Origin of the sequence: Streptomyces caeni (assembly GCF_042678285.1) — a bacterium.
Lineage (GTDB): Bacteria > Actinomycetota > Actinomycetes > Streptomycetales > Streptomycetaceae > Streptomyces > Streptomyces caeni.
Genome location: NZ_JBHUDX010000046.1, coordinates 79,888 through 103,328, shown reverse-complemented (window position 1 = coordinate 103,328; position 23,441 = coordinate 79,888). Strand labels below are relative to the sequence as shown.

Below are 23,441 nucleotides of genomic sequence, written 5' to 3'. Positions count from 1 at the left end.
CGCGGTGGCACCGCGATTCCGTAACACGGGGAAAACCTGAAACGGGCTTCTCGGGGGAACAATCCAGCCAGCATTCCGCAAGGTCCCCCCGTCGACGAGGAGTTCCACGATGCCCGACACGCAGCAGGCGGCCGACAGAGCGAGCGCCGCACCCCCCGCGGGGAACGGCGTCGACCGGTTCTTCAAGATCTCCGAACGTGGCTCCACCGTCGGTCGCGAGATACGCGGTGGCCTCGCCACGTTCTTCACGATGGCCTACATCCTCGTCCTGAACCCGATCATCCTCGGCAGCGCCAAGGACAAGTTCGGCCACCAGCTCGACGCCGGTCAACTGGTCACCGCCACCGCCCTGGTGGCCTGTGTGATGACCGTCATCATGGGCGTCGGCGGCAACCTCCCGCTCGCCATCGCCGCCGGCCTCGGCCTCAACGCCGTCGTCGCCTTCCAGATCGCGCCCCTGATGAGCTGGGCCGACGCGATGGGCCTCGTGGTCATCGAGGGCATCCTCATCTGCGTCCTGGTGCTCACCGGACTGCGGGAGGCCATCATGAACGCGATCCCGCAGCAGCTCAAACAGGCCATCGGCGTCGGCATCGGCCTCTTCATCGCCTTCATCGGCTTCGTCGACGCCGGGTTCGTCAGCCGCATCCCGGACGCCGCGAACACCACGGTGCCGGTACAGCTGGGCGCGGTCGGCCGGCTGACGGGCTGGCCCGTGCTGGTCTTCTGCCTCGGGGTGCTGCTGACCGTCGCGCTGCTCGCCCGCAAGGTGAAGGGCGCGATCCTGATCAGCATCGTCACCATGACGCTCGTCGCGATCGCCATCGACGCCGCCGCCGACATCAAGAGCTGGGGCTTGACCACCCCGAAGGTGCCCGACAAGGTCGTGGCGACACCCGACTTCGGACTCATCGGTCACTTCAGCCTGTTCGGTGCCTTCGGGGAGACCGGCGCCCTCACCGTGATCCTTCTGGTCTTCACCCTCATCCTGTCGGACTTCTTCGACGCCATGGGCACCATCGTCGGCGTCAGCGCGAAGGCCGGACTGCTCGACGAGGGCGGCAGGGTGCCGGGCATCGGCCGCGTCCTGTTCATCGACGGCGCCGCGGCGGTGGCCGGCGGTGTCGCCTCCGGTTCCTCCAACACCGCCTACATCGAGTCCGCGGCCGGCGTCGGCGAGGGCGCGCGCACCGGGTTCGCCAACCTGGTCACCGGAGGCCTCTTCGGCCTCGCGCTCTTCTTCACCCCGCTGCTGACCATCGTCCCGCTGCAGGCGGCGGCGCCCGCCCTGATCGCCGTGGGCTTCCTGATGATGACCCACGTCAAGCACATCGACTGGGACAGGTACGACATCGCAGTCCCCGCCTTCCTCACCATCGCGGCGATGCCGTTCACGTACTCGATCACCGACGGCATCGGTGCCGGATTCGTGTCGTACGTCGTCATCAAGACGGTCGTCGGCAAGGCCAGGGAGGTCCACTGGCTGCTGTGGGGGGCGTCGGCGCTGTTCCTCGTCTACTTCGCGATCGACCCGGTGGAGCAGGTCCTCGGGGTGAGATGAGGCACGGGCCGGCCGGTCAGGCCCTCAGGACGAGGACGACCTCCTCGCCGCGGGCGTTCGCGAAGCCGCGCGCCCGGGCCGTCTCCTCGAAGCCGCACTTCGCCAGGACCCGGCGCGAGGCAGCGTTGTCGGCGGCGGCCCGGGCGTAGAGCGGGCGCTGCGGGACCTGCTCCAGCAGGGCCCGCAGCGCGGCCGTCGCGATGCCCCGCCCCCACAAGGCGCGGTCGATCCAGTAGGTGACCTCGCGTTCGCCCGGCTCGCCGAAGACCGCCACGCTGCCCGCCACGTCGCCGTCCGCCAGCACGGTGCGGGTGGTGACGCCGGACGAGGCGCGGATCCGCGCCCAGTGCGCGTCGAAGCGCGACCGGTCGGCCGGGTCCTCGGGGGCGAAGGCGGCCATACGGACCGCCACGGGGTCGCTCATCTGGCGGAAGAAGACCGGCAGGTCGCTGTCGTGGACCTCGCGCAGCACGATCTCCATGTCACAGCCTCCGGGTCGCCAGGGTGAGACGGTCCCGCGCGTCGAACAGCGCGTCCGTGATCATCTGTTCGTGTGCCGGGGTCAGCCGGGCCACCGGGACCGAGCAGCTGATGGCGTCGCGCGCCGGGGTGCGGTACGGGATGGCGACCCCGAAGCAGCGCAGGCCCAGCGTGTTCTCCTCGCGGTCGACGGCGAAGCCCTGTTCACGGACCTGGTGCAGCTCCTCGATGAGCTTCTCCCGGTCGGTGATGGTGTGCTCCGTCAGCGCCGGCAGCGTCTCCGGCAGCATCTTGCGGACCTGCTCGTCGGTGTACGTGCTCAGCAGCGCCTTGCCCAGCGACGTGGAGTGCGCGGGCAGCCGGCGGCCCACGCGGGTGAAGGGGCGCAGATAGTGCTGCGACTGACGGGTCGCGAGGTAGACCACGTTGGTGCCGTCGAGCCGTGCGAGGTGGATCGTCTCCGTCGTGTCGTCCGACAGCCGGTCCAGCGTCGGGCGGGCCACCGCCACCACCTCGTCGCCGTCGATGTACGACGTACCCACGAGCAGCGCCCGCACCCCGATGCCGTACCGCGTGCCCGTCGCGTCCGTTTCCACCCAGCCCAGGTCGACGAGCGTGCGCAGCAGCATGTAAAGGCTGGACTTGGGGTATCCCACCGCCTCCTGCACGGCGGCCAGGGAATGCATACCGGGGCGACCCGCGAAGTACTCGAGCAGTTCAACGGTCCGCACCGCGGACTTGACCTGCGCCCCGCCGCCTGTCTCGCCTGCCGACATCGCCCTTGACCCCTTCGTTCGACGGGAAATAGTCTCCGAGCAGCGAATTCATCACCAGAGACGGCGTTCAGTATATCGAACACGGCTGGTGGTGAGGTACGAACTGCGGCAGATATCTGGAGGGACCCGCGGTGGCAGCAGCACCAGTCTGGAGTGTCGACCCCCGTACCGGGAAGCAGCGTGAACAGGTTGCGGTGGAGGCCACGGCCCAGGAGGTGGACGCCGTCGTCCGCGTGGCCCACGCCGCGCGCGGCGCCCTCGCCGACCGCACGGTCCGCTCGGCGTTCCTGCGCGCCGCCGCCGACGGGCTGGAGGCGGCCCGCGACCGGCTCATCGAGGCGGCCGACGCCGAGACCGCGCTCGGCCCGGTCCGCCTCACCGGAGAACTCGCCAGGACCTGCTACCAGTTGCGGGCCTTCGCGGACATCGTCGACGAGGGCGCGTTCCTCGATGTGATCATCAACCACCCCGACGACACCGCGATCCCGCCGATCCCGGACCTGCGCCGCCTCAAGGTCCCGCTCGGCGTCGTCGCCGTCTACTCGGCGTCCAACTTCCCCTTCGCCTTCTCGGTCGCCGGCGGTGACACCGCGAGCGCTCTGGCGGCGGGCTGCCCGGTGGTCGTCAAGGCCCACCCGGACCACCCCGCACTGTCCGAGCTGGTCGCCAGGGTGCTGCGCCGGGCCGCCGCCGGGCACGGCATCCCCGAGGGCGTCCTCGGCCTCGTCCACGGTTTCACGGCGGGCGTCGACCTGGTCGCGCACCCGCTGGTGGCGGCCGCCGGGTTCACCGGTTCCATCCGCGGCGGCCGCGCCCTCTTCGACGCGGCGGCCGCCCGGCCCGTACCGATCCCGTTCCACGGCGAACTGGGCTCCCTCAACCCCGTCGTGATCACCGAGGCCGCGGCTGCCGAGCGCGCCGAGGCGATCGGAGCCGGGCTGGCGGGTTCGATGACCCTGGGACTCGGCCAGTTCTGCACCAAGCCGGGGCTGGTCCTGGCCCCGGCGGGCGCCGCGGGCGACCGGTTCGTGAAGTCCCTGACCGAGGCCGTCAGCGGCGTGGACGCCGGGGTCCTGCTGGACCACCGTATGCGCGACAACTTCGTCGCCGGGATCGGCGAGCGCACCGGACTGCCGGACGTCGACTCCCCGGTGACCCCGGGAGCGGGCAGCGAGCACGCGGTGAGCCCCGGCTTCCTGACGGTCCCGGCGAAGAGGCTGACCGCCGAGGGTGCCTACGACCTCCTCCTGGAGGAGTGCTTCGGCCCGGTCACCGTGATCGCACGGTACGAGGACGAGGCCGAGGTACACGCCGTGCTCTCCCGGCTGCCCGGCAACCTCACCGCGACCGTGCACCTGTCGGCGCAGGAGGCGGCCGGTGAGGGCCGCGGGGCGGAGATCATCGCGGAGCTGACCCCGCTCGCCGGGCGCGTCCTGGTCAACGGCTGGCCGACGGGCGTCGCGGTCGCCCCCGCCCAGCACCACGGCGGCCCGTACCCGGCGACCACCTCGACGTCCACCTCCGTCGGAGGCACCGCCATGGAGCGCTGGCTGCGCCCCGTCGCGTACCAGAACGTCCCCGAGGCCCTGCTGCCGCCGGAACTGCGCGACGACAACCCGCTCGGGCTGCCCCGCCGGTTCAACGGCACCCTGGAGCGTTGACGCCCTCTCCGGTCCGTACCGCTGTGCGGCACGGACCGGATTCCTGTTTCACGGGCGACTGCCGTCCGGTAAGGGGGCGGTCTGACGCGGCCTCCGCAGACCCGACTTCCCGCCCGTCGTCCGGGGGTAGGCACGGCAACTCCACTGTGGGGCAAGGTGATTGCAGTCGTGCCGGCGCGGCCCTTCGGGCTGCTGCGGGCAGGATGCCCTCCACCTCCATCCTGAAGGGTGGAGTATTGGGCAACCGTTCGACGGTGCTCCGCGCGGCAGCCGTGGTCCGTGGCCTCCGGGCCGGGCCGCGGAGCGGACCTGAGACACTCACGGGATGGACGTGGAACTTCCCGAACTCCCCTTTCCCCTCCGCACATACGGCCCCGACGGGCACTGGTCCTACGAGGACGGGGTGCTCACCGGATGGGCGGGCGCGCGGCAGGACCGGTTCGTGCCGCCCACCGGCGAGTCGCTCGACGCCGCCTGCGACGCGCCCCGGCTGCTCGGGGCGCCGGTCGGCGACTTCCAGCTGGTGGCCCGGGTCACGGTCGGCTTCGCGGCGGCCTTCGACGCCGGGGTGCTCTACGTCCACGTCGGCGAACGGGCGTGGGCGAAGCTGTGCCTGGAGTACTCGCCGGATGTGCCGACGGTCTGCACGGTGGTGACGCGCGGACACTCCGATGACGCGGACTCCTTCACCGTGGAAGGCAGTTCGGTCTGGCTCCGGGTCAGCCGCACGGGCCGGGCGTTCGCTTTCCACGCGTCGCGGGACGGGAAGCGGTGGACGTTCGTCCGCCTGTTCACCCTGGCCGACGAGGGTCTGTCCTCGGCGGCGCTCGTGGGCTTCATGACGCAGTCGCCCGTGGGGGAGGGGTGCGTGGTCACCTTCGATCACCTGGAGTACCGGGACTTCTGGCCGGAGAGCCTGCGGGACGGGGCGTGAGAGGCCGGCGCACCCTCACGCCTGAGGTCCGGGCCCGGCGGACTCGCTGCTCAACCGGGGAATGACCCCAACCGTTTGAACGTTCATGCACTCGGCGGAGGAGGTCTCCGTACCCGTACGAGGGAGTGAAGCCGAGAATGCGCGTCGAGATCTGGAGCGACATCGCCTGCCCCTGGTGCTACGTCGGCAAGGCCCGCTTCGAGAAGGCGCTTCGGGCCTTCCCCCACCGGGACGGGGTCGAGGTGGTGCACCGCTCCTTCGAGCTGGACCCGCGGCGCGCCAAGGGCGACGTGCGGCCGGTGCTCGCGATCCTCGCCGAGAAATACGGGATGAGCGAGGCCCAGGCGCAGGCCGGGGAGGACAACCTCGGTGCGCAGGCCGCCGCGGAGGGCCTGGAGTACCGCACTTCGGGCCGCGACCACGGCAGCACCTTCGACCTGCACCGCATGCTCCACCTCGCCAAGGAGAAGGGCCGGCAGGACGAGCTGATCGGGATCCTGTTCCGGGCGAACTTCGCCGAGGAACGCTCCCTGTTCTCCGAGGGCGACGAGCGGCTGGTGGAGCTGGCCGTGGAGGCCGGGCTCGACGCCCAGGACGCCCGCGCCGTCCTCGCCGACCCCACCGCGTACGCCGACGCCGTCCGGGCGGACGAGCGCGAGGCCGCCGAGCTGGGCGCGAACGGCGTGCCGTTCTTCGTCCTCGACCGCACCTACGGCGTCTCCGGCGCGCAGCCCGCCGAGGTCTTCGCCCAGGCGCTGACGCGGGCGTGGGGCGAGCGTTCGCCGCTCCCGGCGGTCGAGGACGGCGGAGCCGACGCCTGCGGTCCCGACGGGTGCGCGGTGCCCCAGCGCTGAACAACGGCGCAGACCGGGGCACATATATAAGTATTCCTTAGCGAAACCACGCGATAAATGGCAATGGACTATGGCTTCATCGGGCCCCACAGTGGTCCCATGGAGACCTTCGAGACCCTGGTCCGTGCCGAGTTCGCTCCGAAGAACACCTATCTGAACACCGCGAGCACCGGGCTGATGCCGGCCCGCACGGTGGAGGCCGTGCGGAGCGCCCTGGAGTCGGCCGCCGCCGGGCAGCCGACCGACATGTTCGCCGACGTGGAGGCGGCACGCGCCTCTTTCGCCCGGCTCACCGGGGTCCCCGTCCGCCGGGTGGCGGCCGGGGCCTCGGTCGCCGTCTACACCGGGCTGATCGCCGCATCCCTGCCCCCGGGCGCGGAAGTGCTCACCGCCGAGGCCGACTTCAGCTCCGTCGTGACCCCCTTCCACCTGCGCCGTGACCTCACGGTGCGCACCGTCCCGCTGGAGCGGATCGCGGAGTCCGTGCGGCCCGGCACGGCCCTCGTCGCCGTCAGCGCGGCGCAGTCCGCCGACGGCCGGATCGCCGACCTGCCCGCCATCCGCGCGGCCGCCCGCGCCCACGGCGCCCGGACGTACGTGGACGCGTCCCAGGCCGCCGGCTGGCTGCCGGTCGACGCCGACGCGTACGACTTCGTCGCCTCCGTCGCCTTCAAGTGGCTGGTCTGCCCGCGCGGCGTGGCCTTCCTGGTGGTGCCGGAGGACCTCGGCGGACTCACCCCCGTCTTCGCGGGCTGGGTCGCGGGCGAGGAGCCCTGGGACAGCTGTTACGGGCCGGTGGCCGAACTCGCCCACTCCGCACGGCGTTTCGACGAGAGCCCCGCGCTCTTCTCGTACACGGGCGCACGCCACTCGCTGGCGCTGCTGGAGGAACTGGGCGCGGAGCGGGTGCTGGCCCACGACCTCGCCCTCGCCGACCGCTTCCGCGCGGGCCTGAACGGCCTCGGCCACGAGCCGGTCCCCGCGCCGGGCTCGGCGATCGTCTCCGTCCCCGGGCTCGGCGCGCGCCAGCCGGACCTGAGCCGGGCCGGCGTCGAGGTCTCGGACCGCGCGGGCAACCTGAGGGCCGCCTTCCACCTGTACAACACGACTGCGGACGTCGATCGCCTCCTGGACGTCCTGTCGGGCTGAGGGGAGACGGCCCCGCAGGCGGCCCACGCGTTCGGGCCCTCCCGTGCGGCGGGCATCACCGCACGGGGGTGAAGTCCCTGGCCCCGATGAACGTGGGCCGCCGCACCGGCGCCGCGAAGGGCTCCACCGCCGCGTTCTCGACGCTGTTGAACACGATGAACACATTGCTGCGCGGGAAGGGGGTGATGTTGTCCCCCGACCCGTGCATGCAGTTGCAGTCGAACCAGGTCGCCGAACCGGCCCTGCCCGTGAACAGCCTGATGCCGTACCGGCTCGCCATCGCGGTGAGGGCCTCGTCGGACGGCGTGCCCGCGTCCTGCATCTGCAGGGACTTCTTGTAGTTGTCCTCCGGCGTGGCCCCGGCACAGCCGAGGAACGTCTTGTGCGACCCCGGCATGATCATGAGACCGCCGTTGGTGTCGTAGTTCTCTGTCAGCGCGATCGACACGGACACCGCGCGCATCCGCGGCATGCCGTCCTCGGCGTGCCAGGTCTCGAAGTCGGAGTGCCAGTAGAAGCCGCTGGCCCCGAAGCCGGGCTTGATGTTGATCCGCGACTGGTGGACGTAGACGTCGGAGCCGAGGATCTGCCGGGCCCGCCCGAGCACGCGCTCGTCGTGGACGAGCCTCGCGAACACCTCGCTGATCCTGTGGACCTCGAAGACCGACCGGATCTCCTTCGACCTCGGCTCCACGACCGACCGCTCGTCGGCGCGGATCGCCGGATCGGTGACGAGCCGCTGGAGCTCCTGCCGGTAGACGGCGACCTCGTCCTCGGTGAGCAGCTCGTCGATGGCGAGGAAGCCGTCGCGCTCGTACGCCTGGAGATCGGCGAGGGAAACCGGCCCGGATGTGCCGGGCGTGCCCCAGACGACCGGGTCCTGACGGGGGACGGACACCTCGGTGGTGCCGCGGGTGGGGTACGGATCGGTGACGGGGGTGACGGTGGTGGTCACGGTGGTTCAGACCTCCTCGGTGAGCAGGGGGTAGACGCCGTTCTCGTCGTGGTCCTCCCGTCCGGTCACGGGGGGATTGAAGACGCAGATGCAGCGGAAGTCCTCCTGGACGCGCAGTGTGTGCCGCTCGTGGCCGTCCAGGAGGTACATGGTCCCGGGCGTGACGGTGTACGCCTTCCCGGTCTCGTGGTCGGTCAGTTCGGCCTTGCCCTCGACGCACACGACGGCCTCGATGTGGTTCGCGTACCACATGGACGTCTCCGTGCCCGCGTAGAGGACCGTCTCGTGCAGGGAGAAGCCGACCTTCTCCCGGGCGAGGACGATCCGTTTGCTCTCCCACGTGCCGGACGCCGCCCTGACGTGCCGGTCGGTGCCTTCGATGTCCTTGAACGAGCGGACGATCACAGTGGTACGTGCCTCCTTGTGCCGGGGTTGCTCAGACGGTTTCGCGGACGGTTTCGCGGACGGCGCGGGCGAGGGCGCTCAGTCCCGCGTCCAGCTCGTCGGGGGTGATGGTGAGGGCCGGGAGCAGCTTGACGACCTCGCTCTCGGGGCCGGACGTCTCCACGAGCAGGCCGAGCTCGAAGGCGCGGCGGGCCACGCGCTCCGCGCGCTGTCTGTCGTGGAACTCCAGTCCCCACACGAGCCCGCGCCCGCGGTACTCCTTGACGTCGGTGATGTTCTCCTCGGTGATGGAGATCAGCTCCTGCTCGACCTGCTCACCGCGGGCCCGGGTCTGCTTCTCCATCGAGGATCCGTCGCTCCAGTAGGTCTCCAGGGCGGCGGTCGCCGTGACGAACGCCGGGTTGTTCCCGCGGAAGGTGCCGTTGTGCTCGCCCGGCTCCCAGATGTCCAGTTCCGGCCTGAACAGACACAGCGACATGGGCAGTCCGTAGCCGCTGATGGACTTGGACACGGTGACGATGTCGGGCACGATCCCGGCTTCCTCGAATGAGAAGAAGCCGCCGGTGCGTCCGCAGCCCATCTGGATGTCGTCGACGATCAGCAGCATGTCGCGGCGCGCACACAGGTCGGCGAGCCCCCGCAGCCACTCGGGCCGGGCGACGTTGATGCCGCCCTCGCCCTGCACCGTCTCCACGATGACGGCGGCGGGCCGGTTGAGCCCGGATCCCTGGTCCTCCAGCAGCCGCTCGAACCACAGGAAGTCCGGGACCCTGCCGTCCAGGTACTGGTCGAAGGGCATGGGCGTCCCGTGCACCAGGGGGATCCCGGCGCCGGCGCGCTTGAAGGCGTTGCCGGTGACCGCGAGGGATCCCAGGGACATGCCGTGGAAGGCGTTGGTGAAGGACACGATGGCCTCGCGCCCCTTCACCTTGCGGGCCAGCTTGAGGGCGGACTCGACGGCGTTGGTGCCCGTGGGCCCCGGGAACATGACCTTGTACGGCAGGCCGCGCGGCCGCAGCACGAGATCCTGGAACGTCTGGAGGAAGGACCGCTTGGCGACGGTCGACATGTCGAGCGCGTGGGTGATGCCGTCCCGCTCCAGGTAGTCGATCAACGCCCGTTTCAGGACGGGGTTGTTGTGCCCGTAGTTGAGCGAACCGGCGCCGGCGAAGAAGTCGAGGTACTCGTGCCCGTCCTCGTCGTACATGCGGCTGCCCCGAGCGCGGTCGAAGACGGTGGGCCAGCCGCGGCAGTAGCTGCGCACCTCCGACTCCAGGGTCTCGAAGACGCCGAGGTCGGGCTGGGTGATGGTCACGGCGAAAACACTCCTCGGTACGTGGGGCGGGGTCAGACGGAGAGGGGGCCGATGCGGTAGAGGACCTCGGGCTCGTGCGGCCCGTCGGGGAACTGGCGTGTCTCGAAGAGGACTTCACGCTCCACGGCCGCGCCGTGCCGCTGGGCGTAGGACAGGAACAGGCGCTCGGAGGCGGTGTTGCCCGGAGTGATGGTCGTCTCGATCCCCGTCACCCCGTGTTCGTCCGCGACCCGCGCCGTGAGCGCGTCCAGCAGCCGCGTCGCGAGACCGCGCCCGCGGTGGGCGGCGTCGACGGCCACCTGCCACACCAGAAGGGTGCGGGGGCGGTCGGGCCGCAGGTAGGCGGTGACGAACCCGACGGGAGGTCCGCCGGGTTCCGCACGCGCCACCGCCGAGGTATCGGCGAAGTCACGGCACCACAGCAGATAGCTGTAGGAGGAGTTCAGGTCGAGGACCTCGGAGTCCCTGGCCATGCGCCAGAGCGCGGCCCCGTCCGCCACCGCGGGACGGTCGATCCGAAGCTCCTCCGGCATTTCCGGGAATTCCGCTTGCAGGTCTGCTTGTGCGGCGGTCATGCGGATGGAATTTACCGAGGAAAATTCAAAATTGCATCGTCGGAAGGGGTTACGGAGGGTCGGGTGATGTGTTATTCACGCGGGCGCGTGTGCCCGCGTGAAGGGGGTGGGTTTGGAGGCGATATGACCGAGAAATGCGGGACAAAAGGTGCGGACTGCGGAGTAGGTCACACCTCTGTAACTCTCACGAGATCCGCCCGAATTGCATCCGCTTTTCTTCATCGAATCTTTGTGTTTAGGTCGGGGGAAACCGGGCAGAAGAATACGGGCGCCTACCCTGAATTGAATTCTTTGAATTGCGTGGTTCGTGCGAAAAGGGGGCGGGGCCGGTCGTCGGGAAGGGCGCCGGAGGAGACGGGGCCGGTGGCGCCGGTCGAGGCCGTACGGGGGAGTCCGGTACCGCCCGCCCCGCCGCGGGGGGCGGGCGGATCTGCGACCGGGGGACCGGGCCGAGGAGCACCCGGACTAAGGTGCGGTACATGAACGATCGCGCGGTGCTGCATGTGAAGGGGCGGGTACTCGTCGGACCGGACGAGGCCCGTGACGAGGTGTGGGTGATCGGCGGCCGGGTCTCCTACGACCGCCCGGCGGGCGCCCGCGACGTCCGTACCGTCGAGGGCTGGGCGCTGCCCGGCCTCGTCGACGCGCACTGCCATGTCGGCCTCGACGCCCACGGCGCGGTCCCCGACGACGTCGCCGAGAAGCAGGCGCTGACCGACCGCGACGCCGGCACCCTGCTGGTCCGCGACGCGGGCTCCCCGTCAAACACGCGCTGGATCGACGACCGCGACGACCTTCCGAAGATCATCCGGGCCGGCCGGCACATCGCCCGCACCCGCCGCTACATCCGCAACTACGCCTGGGAGATCGAGCCCGACGACCTGACCGCGTACGTCGCGCAGGAGGCCCGGCGCGGCGACGGCTGGGTCAAGCTGGTCGGGGACTGGATCGACCGCGAGGCCGGGGACCTGTCCGCGTGCTGGCCGCGCGGGGCGGTGGAGGCCGCGATCGCCGAGGCGCACCGCCTGGGCGCGCGGGTCACCGCGCACTGCTTCTCCGAGGACTCGCTGCGCGACCTCGTCGAGGCGGGCATCGACTGCATCGAGCACGCGACCGGCCTGACGGAGGAGACGATCCCCCTGTTCGCGGAGCGGGGCGTCGCGATCGTCCCGACCCTCGTGAACATCGCGACCTTCCCGAAGCTCGCGGACGGCGGTGAGACCCGGTTCCCGCGCTGGTCGGCGCACATGCGGCGGCTGCACGCGCGGCGGTACGACACCGTGCGGGCCGCCTACGACGCCGGAATCCCGGTCTACGCCGGCACGGACGCCGGGGGCGGGCTGGCCCATGGTCTGGTCGCGGACGAGGTGGCGGAACTGGTGACCGCCGGCATCCCGCCGGTGGCGGCGCTGTCGGCGACGACGTGGGGCGCCCGGACGTGGCTGGGCCGCCCGGGTCTGGATGAGGGAGCACCGGCGGACCTCGTGGTGTACGAGACGGACCCGCGCGCGGACGTACGGGTGCTGGCGGCACCGCGGCGGGTGGTGCTCGAGGGGCGCGTGGTCGTCTGACCGCCCGTTGACCGGGCGTGACGGCGCGACGGAGCGGCTCGTTGTGCACTCCGTCGTGTGCGCGGGGTGCCCACCAGGGTGTTCGCCGCGTGTGCGGGTCGAGGGTGAAAACAGGGAACATCCGTGCCCTGAAAATCGAAAAGATCCACGAAAACCCCACGATGGGGTGAAGTCACGGAGGATCGCTGACTGTTCACCCTGAGTGCGTAATTCTTACGGGGTCCCAAGCATGTCTCATCTGGGGGTCCCACCATCTTGAACGACAACCACTTCCGCATGCCCGCCCGCCGCTGCGTCACCGTCGCGGCGGCCACGGCCCTCGCCGCCGGCCCGGCGGCGCTGGCCGGTGCGGGCTCCGCGCACGCGACCACCGACCACGGTCGCGCGAGTGCCGTCGTGCTGCGCACCGGGCTCGACGTGTCCCTGCTCAACAAGTCCGTGAACGTCCCGCTCACGGTCTCCCTCAACGAGGTGCACGCGCCGCAGAGCGAGGACAAGACCGCGCTGACGGCCCGGCTGGACGGGGTCGACGGAGGAAAGCCCTTCAGCGTGCTGCGCGCGGACGTGGCCTCGGCGAAGGCGACGACGTCCGGCGCCACGGCCGAGGGCTCGGTCAACCTGGCCCACGCCGCGCTCCATGTGCCGGGCCTGCCGCTGCTGTCCCTCGTCCAGGTCGACGGGGTCACCTCGAAGGCGACCTGCGAGGCCGGAAAGGCACCGGTCGCCGACTCGAACGTGCTGGGCGCGGTCACGGTACTCGGCAAGAAGGTGACGCTCAGCGCCGGCGGCACCACCGATGTGAAGGTGCCCGGAATCGGCGAGGTCCGCCTGGACCTGTCGGCCCGGGAGACCACATCCCGCACGGCGGCCGCCACCGCCCTCGAACTCAAGGTGTCCGTCAACCCGCTGAAGCTGAACGTGGCCGAGGTCGTGGGCACCGTCACGCTGGCGAAGGCGACGTGCCAGACCCCGGGGGGAGCCGCCACACCGACGGAGTCCACCACGCCGACGGAGTCCACCACGCCCGCCGGGTCCGGGGCAGCCACGGCGGGCCCCGCGGAGGACGTGAAGGCGCAAGGGGCGCCCGGGAAGCAGAACCTCGCCGAGACCGGCGGGAGTTCGGCGACGCCCTATCTCGTCGGCGGGGCGGTCGCGCTGCTGGCCGCGGGTGGAGGAGCCGTCGGGCTGGCCCGCAGGCGCCGGGGCTGAGCCGGGCACGGGGCGGTGAGGGGGCTCGGTTCCCTTCACCGTCCCGTCACGTCATCGCGCGGTCCAGCGTCTGCAGGAACCGGTCGACCGTCGCCCGGTCCCGGACCGCCAGGCGCAGCCACTCCTCGTCCAGCCCCGGAAAGGTGTCCCCGCGCCGCACCGCGAACCCGAGGCTGCGGAGCCGGCGGCGCACGGCCGCCGCCCGCGGCAGCCAGAGGAGTACGAACGGCCCCTCCGCCGGTTCCACCACGAACACGCCGTCCGGTCCGAGCTCCCGCAGCCCCGCCACCAGATGCGCCCGGTCCGCCGCCACCTGGTGCGCCGCGTGCGCCGCCTCCGCCAGCGCCCGGGGCGACACGCACGCCCGAGCCGCCACGAGCGCCGGCGTGGACACCGGCCACAGGGGCTGCGCCCGCTCCAGCTCGGCGATCGTCTCGGGAGAGGCCAGCACATAGCCGACGCGCAGCCCCGCGAGCCCCCAGGTCTTGGTGAGGCTGCGCAGGACCACGAGACCGGGGACGTCCGTCCGGCCCGCCAGCGCCTCCCGCTCCCGAGGCACCGCGTCCATGAACGCCTCGTCGACCACCAGCGTCCGCCCGGGACGGGCGAGCGAGGCGATCGCGGCCGCCGGGTGCAGCACCGACGTCGGGTTCGTCGGGTTGCCGATCACCACCAGGTCGGCATCCTCCGGGACCAGCGCCGGGTCCAGACGGAAGCCGTCCGACGGACGCAGCAGGACCCGGCCCACCGTGTGCCCGGCGTCCCGCAGCGCCGCCTCCGGCTCCGTGAACTGCGGATGCACCACGACCGGGCGACGCACCTTCAGGGCCCGCGCGAGCAGCACGAACGCCTCGGCCGCGCCCGCCGTGAGCAGGACGCGCTCGGCCGGAAGCCCATGCCGTGCCGCCACCGCCGCCCGGGCGGCCCGGCCGTCGGGGTAGGCCGCGAGCCCGGCCAGCGACTCGGCGATGACCGCGCGCAGCCAGGCCGGGGGCGTGCCCGCGCGCACGTTCACCGCGAGGTCGGTGAGCGCCGAACCGTCGTCGCGGACCTCGGCGTCCCCGTGGTGCCGCAGGTCGTGCGCGCCGTCGCCGGGCGTGCCGTCAGTGCGCATGGGAGCGCGCGTGGCCGCCGTGGTGATGGTGCCCGTGACCGTCGTGGCCCTCGTCGTCCGGGTGGAAGTGCGGCTGCTGCGGCAGGCCCACCTTCTCCTCGAAACCCGGCAGCGCGATCCGGTACACGCACGAGTCGCAGTTCATCCGCAGATCCCCCCGCACCGCCTCCTCGTACCGCTCCATCACCAGGTCCAGCAGCTCCGGCTCGGGGCCGATGACATCGGCCGAGAGCACCTCGACGTCCGGGTGCGCCGCGGCCCACTCCCCGGCCTGCCGCCGCACCCGGTCCGGCAGGACGCCCGTGAACAGGAAGTACGGCAGCACCACGATCCGCCGCGCGCCCAGCCGGGCACACCGGTCGAGGCCGCCCGGCACATCCGGTGCGGCCAGCGACACGAACGCCGTCTCCACGCCCGCGTACCCGCGTCCCTCCCACAGCAGCCGGGCCGCCTTGTACACCTCGGCGTTCGCGTCCGGGTCCGTCGAACCGCGACCGACCAGAAGCACCGTCACCCCGGCGCGGTCGGCGGGCGCACGGGCCGCGCCTCCCAGCGCCTCGTCCAGGCGCCGCTCCAGCACGCTCAGCAGCGCCGGGTGCGGACCCAGCGGGCGGCCGTAGGCGTACGTGATCCCGGGGTGCCGCTCCTTCTCCCGGGCCAGCGCCGCCGGGATGTCCCCCTTGGCGTGCCCGGCCGACACCAGCATCAGCGGTACCGCGGCGAACCGGCGGACCCCGCGCTCCACCAGCTCCGTCACCGCCTCGCCCAGCGGCGGCGGCGACAGCTCGATGAAGCCGCCCGCGACGGGCAGCTCGGGCCGGCGCCGCCCGAGCTCCCGTACGAAGACGCGGAACGCCTCGGCTCCGGCGTCGTCCCGGGTGCCATGGCCGGCGATGAGCAGGGCGGGCGGCGGCGGGGTGGTCACGGCGTCTCCTTCGACGTGGGGTGGTACAGCAGGGCGTTGAGCGCGGCGGCGGCGACCGCCGAACCGCCCTTCTCGGACACGTTGCTCACGGCGGGCAGCCCGCTCTCGCGCAGCGCCGCCTTGGACTCGGCCGCCCCGACGAAGCCGACGGGCAGCCCGATCACGAGCGCGGGCGAGGCGTCCAGCCGCAGCAACTCCTCCAGGGCTGTCGGCGCGCAGCCGATCACCCACAGCGCCCCCGGGCCCACGTCCTCGTACGCCAGCCGGACGGCGTGCGCCGATCGCGTCAGCCCCGGTTTGGACCTGGCGTCCCCCAGGCGGCAGACCGTCTCGCGGCGGGTGATCCCGGCCGCGACCATCTCCACGTCCACGACCACGGGCGCCCCGTCGTGCAGCGCGGTGTGCGCCCCCTCCAGCACGCGCTCGTCCAGGACGAGGTCGCTCGCGTAGCCGAGGTCGGCCGAGGAGTGGACGACCCGCTCCACCACCGCCCGGCTCAGCGGCGCGAAGTGCGAGGTGTCCAGGCGGGAGCGCAGCCGCCGGAAGGACTCCTGCTCGATCGGATGGACCACGCGGTTCACCGGGCCTCCTCCTGCCAGCGGTAGCCGCGCGGCGTCACCATGCGCCCTGCGACCTGACGGGTCGCCGTGTTGCCCACGGTCACCACCGTCATCATGTCGACCGTCGCCGCATCCAGCGCGGCCAGCGTCGTCACCCGCGCCGACTCGTCCGGCCGTGACGCGTTGCGCACGACACCGACCGGCGTCGCCGGGCCCCGGTGTCCGGCGAGGATCGCCAGCGCCTTCGGCAGCTGCCAGTCCCGGCCCCGGCTGCGCGGGTTGTAGAAGGTCACGACGAGATCCGACTCGGCCGCGGCGCGCACCCTGCGCTCGATGACCTCCCAGGGGGTGTGCAGATCGGAGAGGCTGATCGACACGTGGTCGTGGCCCAGGGGAGCGCCGAGGAGCGCGCCCGCCGCCAGCGCCGCGGTGATTCCGGGCACACCGACCACGTCGATGTCGTCGGAGGCCTCGGCCAGCGCGGGCGACGCCATCGCGTACACACCGGCGTCCCCGCTGCCGATCAGCGCGACCGCGTGGCCCCTGCGGGCCTCGGCGACAGCGGTGCGGGCCCGCTCCTCCTCGGCGCCGAGCCCCGACTGCAGGATCCGGGTGCCGGGCCGCAGCAGATCACGGATCTGGTCGACGTACTGGTCCAGGCCGACCAGCACGGACGCGCGCCGCAGCTCCGCCCGGGCGCGCGGGGTCAGCAGGTCCCGGGCGCCGGGCCCGAGCCCGACGACGGCCAGCCGTCCGCGCCCCGGCCGGCGCGCCACGGCACACGTCGCCGACGCGGGCCGCCCGGCCGACTTTCGCTTGGGGACCAGCAGTTCGCCGCCCCGCACGAGCGCGGCGGCCTCCGCGACGGAGGGCGTGCCGACCGCGGCGAGCGGCGCGTCGGACGGGTTGGGCACCTCGACCCCGGCCAGCTCCTCGGCGGAGTACGTCACCAGGGGCACCCCGAGCCGCCGGGCCGCCACGACGATCCCGGGCTCGTCGGCCTTGGCCTCGACGGTGGCGACTTCGGCGAGCGACGCCGCGCTGAGCCCGGCCTCCCGCAGGCACCGCTGGACGAGTTCGAGGACCTCCTCGACGGGCGCGCCCTTGGATGCGCCGACGCCGGCGACGAGCGACGGCGGCCGCAGGACGACCTCCCGCTCGGCGGGCTCGGCGAGGACATCGGTGACGCGGATGGCATACGCGCCCCCTTCGGCGGTGACGGGCAGCGGCGGCAGGGGCCAGGCCACCTCCGTCCGCAGGGCGACCGGCTCCCCGTCCAGCAGCGCCCGCGACACCCCGGCGACGTCGCCCTCCACCGGCAGCCCGAGCGTGTCGAGGCCCGGCAGCCCCACCGCGTCCGTCGCGGTCGTCACCACGGGCTCGGCCCCCAGCACCTCGCCCACCTCGCGGGCGAGTTCGTTGGCGCCGCCCGCGTGCCCGCCCACCAGGGACACCGCGAAGCGCCCGCCCTCGTCGACGCAGACCACACCGGGGTCGTCCGCCTTGCCGCCCAGCAGCGGTGCGATCAGCCGGACGACCGCCCCCGTCGCCAGGAAGCACACGAGACGCTCGCACTCCGCGAAGGCGGACCGTACGGCGTCGCCGACGGGCCCGTCGTACACCCGTGTGCGGTCGGGCCACGCCCCGGCCAGCCGGTCCCGCGCAGCCGCCCCCGCCGCGGTGGCGGAAATGAGGCCGATCACTCAGCAACTCCTTCGCTATGCGCCGCAGGCCGCATGCCCCACAGCAGAAACACAGGGTTGGCCGCCGCGAGCCGGGTCACGTCCCCCGGCAGCGGCGCGAGCCGCGACGACTGCAGCAGTACGCCGTCGCAGGAGAACCCGGCCCCGACGAGCGCCTCGCGCGCTGCCGGTACGCGGTCCAGGGCGGCCACGGCGATCACCACCGCCCGCCGGGCCCGCCGCGCACATGCGGTCACGATCGCGGGCAGCTCCCGCCCGCCGCCGCCGACGAACACCGCGTCGGGGTCGTCGAGAGAGTCCAGCACGGCCGGCGCGGCCCCGTGCACGACCCGCACGTCCACACCGTGCGCGGCCGCGTTGGCACGGATCCGCCGCACCCCGTCGTGCGTCTTCTCGACCGCGGTGGCGGCGGCGCCCAGCCGTGCGCACTCCACGGCGACCGAGCCGGAGCCCGCGCCGACGTCCCAGACCAGCTCGCCGCGCCGCGGTCCCAGCCGGGCCAGCGCCAGGGCGCGCACCTCGAACTTGGTGATCATCGAGTCGCGGTGCGCGAACGCGCTCTCGTCCAGGGCCCACACACCGGGGCCGGCCGGCGGCCCGGCGACCGTGCGCACGGGCCCCAGCGCCCGTGCCGGGTCGAGGCACAGCACCACGCTGACGGCCGCACCCCATTCGCGGGCCGCCGCCTGACCGGGCGTCACCCGCTCCACGCGCTCGTGCTCCGGGTCGCCGAGCGCACTCGCCACGACGAGCACCCGCTCACCGCTGCGGTAGGCGAGCGCCGCCCCCAGCTCGGCGGGACCGGCGCCCGGCCCGGTCAGCACCGCGACCTTCGGATGCGCCCGGCACACGTTCACCGCCGTGCGCAGGTCACGCCCGTGCGCGCTCACCACCACCGCGTCGTCCCACGGCAGCCCGAGCCGCGCGAACGCGGCCGCCACGGAGGACACGCCCGGCCGCACATCGAGCCGCTGGGGCCCGAACCGCTCGGCCAGCGCCCGGACGATCCCGAAGAACCCCGGGTCGCCCGAGGCGAGGACCACGACCCGCCGCTCCTTGTCGAGGCAGCGCCCGATCGCGTCGAGCGCGGGCGCCAGCGGACCGAGGACGACGCGCTCCGCCTGCGCGGGCAGCCGGGTGGCCGCCAGATGCCGCCGCCCGCCCACCACGAGGTCCGCGCCCGCCGTCACCTCCGCGGGAAGCGGCACCCCCGTGCCCGTACCGATGACCGTGATCATGTGCGCGCACCCCGCGCGCGCAGCGCCTTGCGGGCCTCGGGGTCGGCCTTGCGGTGAGCGTGGAAGTGGCCGGGGTGGTAGAGGTGCGAGCGCGTGCCGTGCGCGTCGAGCGCGGGGCCGACCAGGAACAGCGTGTGCTTCCAGAGTCTGTGCTGCTTGACGGTCTCCTCCAGCGTGCCGATCGTGCACCTGACGATCAGCTCCTCCGGCCAGGTGGCCTGGTGGGCCACCACGACCGGGGTGGTCGTCGGATAGCCGCCCTCCAGCAGTTCCCGCACGAGCTGTCCGCTGCGGGCCGCCGACAGGAAGACCGCCATGGTGGTGCCGTGGCGTGCGAACTCGCGTACCTCCTCCCCGGGCGGCATGGGGGTCTTGCCGCCGCCGAGCCGGGTGAGCACGACGGACTGCGCGACCTCCGGGATGGTCAACTCGCGCCGGGCGAGTGCGGCGACGGCGGAGAAGGACGAGACTCCCGGGACGACCTCCGTGGCGATGCCGATCGCGGCGCACCGGTCCAGCTGCTCCTGAGTACCGCCCCACAGCGCCGGATCGCCGGAGTGGATGCGGGCGACCCTCAGCCCGTCCGCGTGCGCCCGCTCGTAGACGGCGACGACGTCCTCCAGGGACATGGTGGCCGAGTCGAGGATCTCGGCGCCCTCGCGCGCGTGCTCCAGGACCTCCGCCTGCACCAGGCTGGCCGCCCAGATCACGACGTCGGCCTCGGCGATGGCGCGCGCGGCACGGAACGTCAGCAGGTCGGCGGCGCCGGGGCCGGCACCGACGAAGGTCACCTTGCCGGTGGTCGCATCGGCCATGGGGATGTGTCCTCTTCTGTGAAGGCCGGGACGGGGCGAAGGCCGGTGCGCGGCCGGCCGCCCGTACCGGGCGGGGGCTGCTGCGGCGGTCACAGCTTGCCGCCGCGGGTGCCGTCGCGCCGGGCGGGCGCGATGAGGGTGGACAGGTACGGCAGGGCGCCGTCCTCCAGGTCGGCGGCCGGGCGGATGGACTCGTCCGGCAGCCCGAGCGCGGATCCCCACACGGCGTCGTCGATGCGGCCGGTCTCCCGCAGCGCCTCGGCGACCTCGCGCGCCTGCCGCCCGAACTTGTAGGCGACGACGGTGCCGGGACCACCGAGCGCGTCCTTGAGCGCGGTGGCGCCCGCGGTGACGGGCACGAGGGTGAGCGGCTCGGTGCCCTCGGTCAGCACGGCGCCCGACCGGGCGGCGAGGTCCTGCATGGCGGTGATGCCGGGCACGGTCTCGACGACGGTCCCCGGCAGGAGCCGCTGGACGGTCTGCGCGACATAGGTGAACGTCGAGTACACGTTGGGGTCGCCGATGGTGGCGAAGGCGACGGCCGCGTGCCGCCGCAGCAGTTCGGCCACCCGCTCCCCGGCCGCGTCCCAGGCGGCCTCGCGCCGCGCCCGGTCGCTGCGCTCGTTGAGCGCGAACACCACCCGTACGACCTTCTCCTCGGACACGTAGTGCAGCACGGTGGCCTCGGCACGACCGCGCTCCCCGCCGTCGCTTCCGTCAGCCGCGGCCATGACGGGCACGACGACGATGTCCGCGCCCCGCAGCGCGCCCACGCCCTTGACGGTCACCAGCTCGGGGTCGCCGGGGCCCACCCCGACTCCGATCAGCGTGCTGCTCATGACGTCCGGCACCTCTCCACGAACCGACGGGCCGCACCGGGCGCGGCCGCCCAGTGCGTGTGCAGATAACTGGCGTGCACCCCGCGGTGCACAAAGCCTTCGACGCGCCGGTGAGGGGTGCGCAGGCCCCAGGCGGGGGCCGCCCCCGCGCCGGGCTCGACGACGGTCCGGTGGAACTCGTGCCCCCGCATCCGCGTCCCGGCCGCGGCGAGGACGCCGTCACTCACGGCCACGGCGTCGCGATAGCCCAGGGTGAGCCGCTCGCTCATGCGGGCGCTCGCGTCGAGGACGCCGCACATCGGCCGCCCGTCCAGCTCCCGGCACAGGTACAGCAACCCGGCGCACTCCGCGGTGACGGGCGCGCCGGCCAGCGCGAGCGCGGCGACGGCCTCGCGCAGCGGCACGTTGGCGGACAGCTCGGCGGCGTACACCTCGGGGAACCCGCCGCCGATCACCAGCCCGGCGGTGCCCTCCGGCAGCCGCTCGTCGCGGAGCGGGTCGAAGGGGACGACGTCGGCTCCGGCGGCGGCGAGCAGTTCGGTGTGCTCGGCGTAGGAGAAGGTGAACGCGGCCCCGCCGGCGACCGCGACCACCGCGCGCCCGCCGGCGTCGGTGACCGGAGGCTCCCACGGGTCCTCGGGCAGCGCCCGCGCACCGCGCGCCAGCGCCAGCAGCGCCTGAAGGTCGCAGCCCGCGCGCACCTGTGCGGCCATCGCCGTCACGGCCGCCACGGCGTCCGCTCGGCGCTCGGCGACCGGCACCAGGCCGAGGTGGCGCGAGGGCGTCTCCACCCGGGGTGTCCGCCGCAGGACACCGAGGACCGGCACGCCGGAGGCGTCCAGCGCCTCCCGCAGCAACTCCTCGTGCCGATCGGAGGCGACCTTGTTCAGGATCACACCCCCGATCCGCACCCCAGGATCCCAGGACGCGAACCCGTGCACCAGCGCGGCCACCGACCGGGACTGGGACGACGCGTCGACCACGAGCACCACCGGCGCCGCGAGCAGCTTCGCCACCTGTGCCGTGGAGGCCAGCTCCCCTTCGCCCGCGGCCCCGTCGTACAGCCCCATCACACCCTCGACGACGGCGACGTCGCACCCGCGCGCCCCGTGCAGGAAAAGCGGCGCGATCAGCTCGGGGCCGCACAGGTACGCGTCGAGGTTGCGGCCCCTGCGCCCCGTCGCCAGCGCGTGGTAGCCGGGGTCGATGTAGTCGGGTCCCACCTTGTGCGGGGACACGGCCAGCCCCCGCTCGGTAAGGGCGGCCATCAGCCCCGTGGCGACGGTGGTCTTGCCGCTGCCGGACGAGGGCGCGGCGATGACCAGCCGGGGTACGGACGTCACCACTCGATGCCTCTCTGGCCCTTCTGGCCCACGTCCATGGGGTGCTTGACCTTGGACATGTCGGTCACCAGGTCCGCGAAGCCGACCAGCTCGTCCGGCGCGTTGCGTCCGGTGATCACCACGTGCTGGGTCCCCGGCCGGTCGCGCAGCACCTCGACGACCTCGTCGGTGCCGACCCACCCCCAGTGCATCGGGTAGGCGAACTCGTCGAGCACGTACAGCCGGTACGTCTGCGCCGCCAGGTCCCGCTTGACCTGCTCCCAGCCCTCGCGGGCCTTCTCCTCGTTGGTGGCGTTGTCCCCCTGGAGCCCGCGCTGCACCCAGGACCAGCCCTCGCCCATCTTGTGCCAGGCGACCGTGCCGCCCTCACCGGAGTCGCCGAGCACGCGCAGCGCCCGCTCCTCGCCGACCTTCCACTTCGCCGACTTGACGAACTGGAACACCCCGACGGGCCAGCCCTGGTTCCAGGCGCGCAGCGCGAGCCCGAAGGCGGCCGTCGACTTGCCCTTGCCGGTCCCGGTGTGCACGACGACCAGCGGCCGGTTGCGCCGCTGACGGGTCGTCAGGCCGTCGTCCGGTACGACACTCGGCTGTCCCTGCGGCATTACGCGGCCCTCCTCGCGGTCCTCTGCGTCCCCTGCACGTCCCTCACCAGCCCCGCGATACCGTCCGCGCGCAGCTCGGCCGGCGTCACCGCCGTACCGCCCAGCTCACCCGCGAGCCGCCCGGCCAGCCCCAGGCGCACCGGCCCCGACTCGCAGTCCACGACCACGGACGCGACTCCCTCCGTCGCCAACAGCCGCGCCGCGCGCCCCGTCAGCGCGACCGGGTCCGCGCCGCCGGTGGCCCGCCCGTCGGTGACGACCACGACCAGCGCCCGCCGCGCCGGATCCCGCAGCCGCTCCACCCGCAGCACGTCATGGGCCTTCAGCAGCCCCGCGGCCAGCGGGGTCCGGCCGCCCGTGGGCAGCGACTCCAGCCGGGCCGCCGCCGCGTCCACCGACGACGTCGGCGGCAGCGCGACCTCGGCCGCCGACCCCCGGAAGGTCACCAGCCCCACCTTGTCCCGCCGCTGGTAGGCGTCGAGCAGCAGGGACAGCACCGCGCCCTTCACGGCGCTCATCCGCTGCCGCGCCGCCATCGACCCGGAGGCGTCGACGACGAAGAGGACGAGATTGCCCTCGCGCCCCTCACGGGTCGCCTGCCGCAGATCGTCCCGGCGCACCACCAGCCCGGGCCCGGACCGTCCGCGCGCCCGCTGGTGGGGCGCCGCGGCGTGCACGGTCGCGGCCAGGTGCAGCTTGGTGAGAGTCTCCCGGGGGCGGCGGGCCCCGGTGGTACGGCCGTGCTCGGTCCGCGCCCGCGACCGCCGCCCGGCGGCACCCTCGCCGATCCCGGGCACGCTCAGCACTTTGGTGCGGAAGGGCTCCGAGGCCCCTACGGCCGCCTGCTCGCCGCC

23 protein-coding genes are annotated in these 23,441 nt (G+C 73.1%); 7 read left to right on the top strand and 16 right to left on the bottom strand.

Annotated elements, in window-relative coordinates; all coding sequences use genetic code 11:
- The first annotated feature begins 109 nt into the window (after window positions 1-109).
- Entirely contained in the window at window positions 110-1,561 is a 1,452-nt protein-coding gene (locus tag ACFSL4_RS16655; protein ID WP_381083239.1) for an NCS2 family permease, read from the top strand.
- A 16-nt stretch (window positions 1,562-1,577) separates the two neighbouring features.
- On the opposite strand, the gene ACFSL4_RS16650 is transcribed toward ACFSL4_RS16655, so the two are convergent.
- Together ACFSL4_RS16650 and ACFSL4_RS16645 are read right to left on the bottom strand one after the other, a co-directional pair.
- Window positions 1,578-2,042 (bottom strand): GNAT family N-acetyltransferase, encoded by a 465-nt coding sequence (locus ACFSL4_RS16650; protein ID WP_381083237.1) that lies wholly within the window; start codon window positions 2,040-2,042, stop codon window positions 1,578-1,580.
- Between the two features lies 1 nt (window position 2,043).
- A complete protein-coding gene (locus ACFSL4_RS16645; protein WP_381083235.1) occupies window positions 2,044-2,817 on the bottom strand; it encodes an IclR family transcriptional regulator in 774 nt (257 codons plus the stop codon).
- A 131-nt stretch (window positions 2,818-2,948) separates the two neighbouring features.
- On the opposite strand from ACFSL4_RS16645, the gene ACFSL4_RS16640 reads away from it, so the two are divergent.
- The 4 genes from ACFSL4_RS16640 to ACFSL4_RS16625 all read left to right on the top strand — a co-directional run bounded on the left by ACFSL4_RS16640 (window position 2,949) and on the right by ACFSL4_RS16625 (window position 7,415).
- Window positions 2,949-4,478, top strand: a complete 1,530-nt coding sequence (locus ACFSL4_RS16640) for an aldehyde dehydrogenase (NADP(+)) (RefSeq protein ID WP_381083233.1) — start codon at window positions 2,949-2,951, stop codon at window positions 4,476-4,478.
- Between the two features lie 325 nt (window positions 4,479-4,803).
- Complete coding sequence (locus ACFSL4_RS16635) at window positions 4,804-5,412, top strand: DUF1349 domain-containing protein (RefSeq protein WP_381083231.1); 609 nt, start codon at window positions 4,804-4,806, stop codon at window positions 5,410-5,412.
- A gap of 137 nt (window positions 5,413-5,549) precedes the next feature.
- Entirely contained in the window at window positions 5,550-6,266 is a 717-nt protein-coding gene (locus ACFSL4_RS16630; protein ID WP_381083229.1) for a DsbA family oxidoreductase, read from the top strand.
- Window positions 6,267-6,329: 63 nt separating this feature from the next.
- Window positions 6,330-7,415, top strand: a complete 1,086-nt coding sequence (locus ACFSL4_RS16625) for an aminotransferase class V-fold PLP-dependent enzyme (protein WP_381083419.1) — start codon at window positions 6,330-6,332, stop codon at window positions 7,413-7,415.
- Between the two features lie 55 nt (window positions 7,416-7,470).
- On the opposite strand, the gene thpD is transcribed toward ACFSL4_RS16625, so the two are convergent.
- Genes thpD through ectA form a run of 4 tightly spaced genes read right to left on the bottom strand, consistent with a single transcriptional unit; the run spans window position 7,471 to window position 10,665 of the window.
- The gene (gene thpD / locus ACFSL4_RS16620) at window positions 7,471-8,370 is read right to left on the bottom strand and encodes an ectoine hydroxylase (RefSeq protein ID WP_381083227.1); all 900 of its coding nucleotides are present in this window, start codon (window positions 8,368-8,370) and stop codon (window positions 7,471-7,473) included.
- Between the two features lie 6 nt (window positions 8,371-8,376).
- Window positions 8,377-8,775 (bottom strand): ectoine synthase, encoded by a 399-nt coding sequence (locus ACFSL4_RS16615; RefSeq protein ID WP_381083225.1) that lies wholly within the window; start codon window positions 8,773-8,775, stop codon window positions 8,377-8,379.
- Window positions 8,776-8,806: 31 nt separating this feature from the next.
- Window positions 8,807-10,090 carry a diaminobutyrate--2-oxoglutarate transaminase gene (ectB, locus tag ACFSL4_RS16610; RefSeq protein ID WP_381083223.1) on the bottom strand — a complete coding sequence of 428 codons (1,284 nt, stop codon included), beginning with the start codon at window positions 10,088-10,090 and terminating at the stop codon, window positions 8,807-8,809.
- Between the two features lie 32 nt (window positions 10,091-10,122).
- The gene (gene ectA / locus ACFSL4_RS16605) at window positions 10,123-10,665 is read right to left on the bottom strand and encodes a diaminobutyrate acetyltransferase (RefSeq protein ID WP_381083221.1); all 543 of its coding nucleotides are present in this window, start codon (window positions 10,663-10,665) and stop codon (window positions 10,123-10,125) included.
- A gap of 479 nt (window positions 10,666-11,144) precedes the next feature.
- On the opposite strand from ectA, the gene ACFSL4_RS16600 reads away from it, so the two are divergent.
- Complete coding sequence (locus ACFSL4_RS16600) at window positions 11,145-12,236, top strand: amidohydrolase family protein (protein ID WP_381083219.1); 1,092 nt, start codon at window positions 11,145-11,147, stop codon at window positions 12,234-12,236.
- Between the two features lie 255 nt (window positions 12,237-12,491).
- Window positions 12,492-13,445: an SCO1860 family LAETG-anchored protein gene (locus ACFSL4_RS16595; RefSeq protein WP_381083217.1), complete on the top strand. Its 954-nt coding sequence runs from the start codon at window positions 12,492-12,494 to the stop codon at window positions 13,443-13,445.
- Between the two features lie 46 nt (window positions 13,446-13,491).
- On the opposite strand, the gene cobC is transcribed toward ACFSL4_RS16595, so the two are convergent.
- From cobC to ACFSL4_RS16545, 10 genes are all read right to left on the bottom strand, one after another.
- Window positions 13,492-14,559, bottom strand: a complete 1,068-nt coding sequence (gene cobC / locus ACFSL4_RS16590; RefSeq protein WP_381083215.1) for an Rv2231c family pyridoxal phosphate-dependent protein CobC — start codon at window positions 14,557-14,559, stop codon at window positions 13,492-13,494.
- Window positions 14,549-15,484, bottom strand: coding sequence for a sirohydrochlorin chelatase (locus tag ACFSL4_RS16585; RefSeq protein WP_381083214.1), 936 nt, complete (start codon window positions 15,482-15,484; stop codon window positions 14,549-14,551). The genes cobC and ACFSL4_RS16585 overlap by 11 nt, the downstream gene beginning before the upstream one ends.
- Window positions 15,481-16,065: a precorrin-8X methylmutase gene (locus tag ACFSL4_RS16580; protein ID WP_381083212.1), complete on the bottom strand. Its 585-nt coding sequence runs from the start codon at window positions 16,063-16,065 to the stop codon at window positions 15,481-15,483. Before ACFSL4_RS16580 ends, ACFSL4_RS16585 begins: the two co-directional genes overlap by 4 nt.
- Window positions 16,062-17,747 (bottom strand): precorrin-3B C(17)-methyltransferase, encoded by a 1,686-nt coding sequence (gene cobJ, locus ACFSL4_RS16575; protein ID WP_381083210.1) that lies wholly within the window; start codon window positions 17,745-17,747, stop codon window positions 16,062-16,064. Before cobJ ends, ACFSL4_RS16580 begins: the two co-directional genes overlap by 4 nt.
- The gene (cbiE, locus tag ACFSL4_RS16570; RefSeq protein ID WP_381083208.1) at window positions 17,744-18,985 is read right to left on the bottom strand and encodes a precorrin-6y C5,15-methyltransferase (decarboxylating) subunit CbiE; all 1,242 of its coding nucleotides are present in this window, start codon (window positions 18,983-18,985) and stop codon (window positions 17,744-17,746) included. The genes cobJ and cbiE overlap by 4 nt, the downstream gene beginning before the upstream one ends.
- Window positions 18,982-19,800, bottom strand: a complete 819-nt coding sequence (gene cobM, locus ACFSL4_RS16565; protein ID WP_381083206.1) for a precorrin-4 C(11)-methyltransferase — start codon at window positions 19,798-19,800, stop codon at window positions 18,982-18,984. The genes cbiE and cobM overlap by 4 nt, the downstream gene beginning before the upstream one ends.
- A gap of 89 nt (window positions 19,801-19,889) precedes the next feature.
- Complete coding sequence (cobI, locus tag ACFSL4_RS16560; RefSeq protein ID WP_381083204.1) at window positions 19,890-20,639, bottom strand: precorrin-2 C(20)-methyltransferase; 750 nt, start codon at window positions 20,637-20,639, stop codon at window positions 19,890-19,892.
- Window positions 20,636-21,985 carry a cobyrinate a,c-diamide synthase gene (locus tag ACFSL4_RS16555; RefSeq protein WP_381083202.1) on the bottom strand — a complete coding sequence of 450 codons (1,350 nt, stop codon included), beginning with the start codon at window positions 21,983-21,985 and terminating at the stop codon, window positions 20,636-20,638. Before ACFSL4_RS16555 ends, cobI begins: the two co-directional genes overlap by 4 nt.
- The gene (gene cobO, locus ACFSL4_RS16550) at window positions 21,979-22,587 is read right to left on the bottom strand and encodes a cob(I)yrinic acid a,c-diamide adenosyltransferase (RefSeq protein ID WP_381083200.1); all 609 of its coding nucleotides are present in this window, start codon (window positions 22,585-22,587) and stop codon (window positions 21,979-21,981) included. Before cobO ends, ACFSL4_RS16555 begins: the two co-directional genes overlap by 7 nt.
- Window positions 22,587-23,441 (bottom strand): vWA domain-containing protein (locus tag ACFSL4_RS16545; protein ID WP_381083198.1); only part of this gene is annotated, 855 nt, incomplete at its 5' end. The genes cobO and ACFSL4_RS16545, both read right to left, overlap by 1 nt.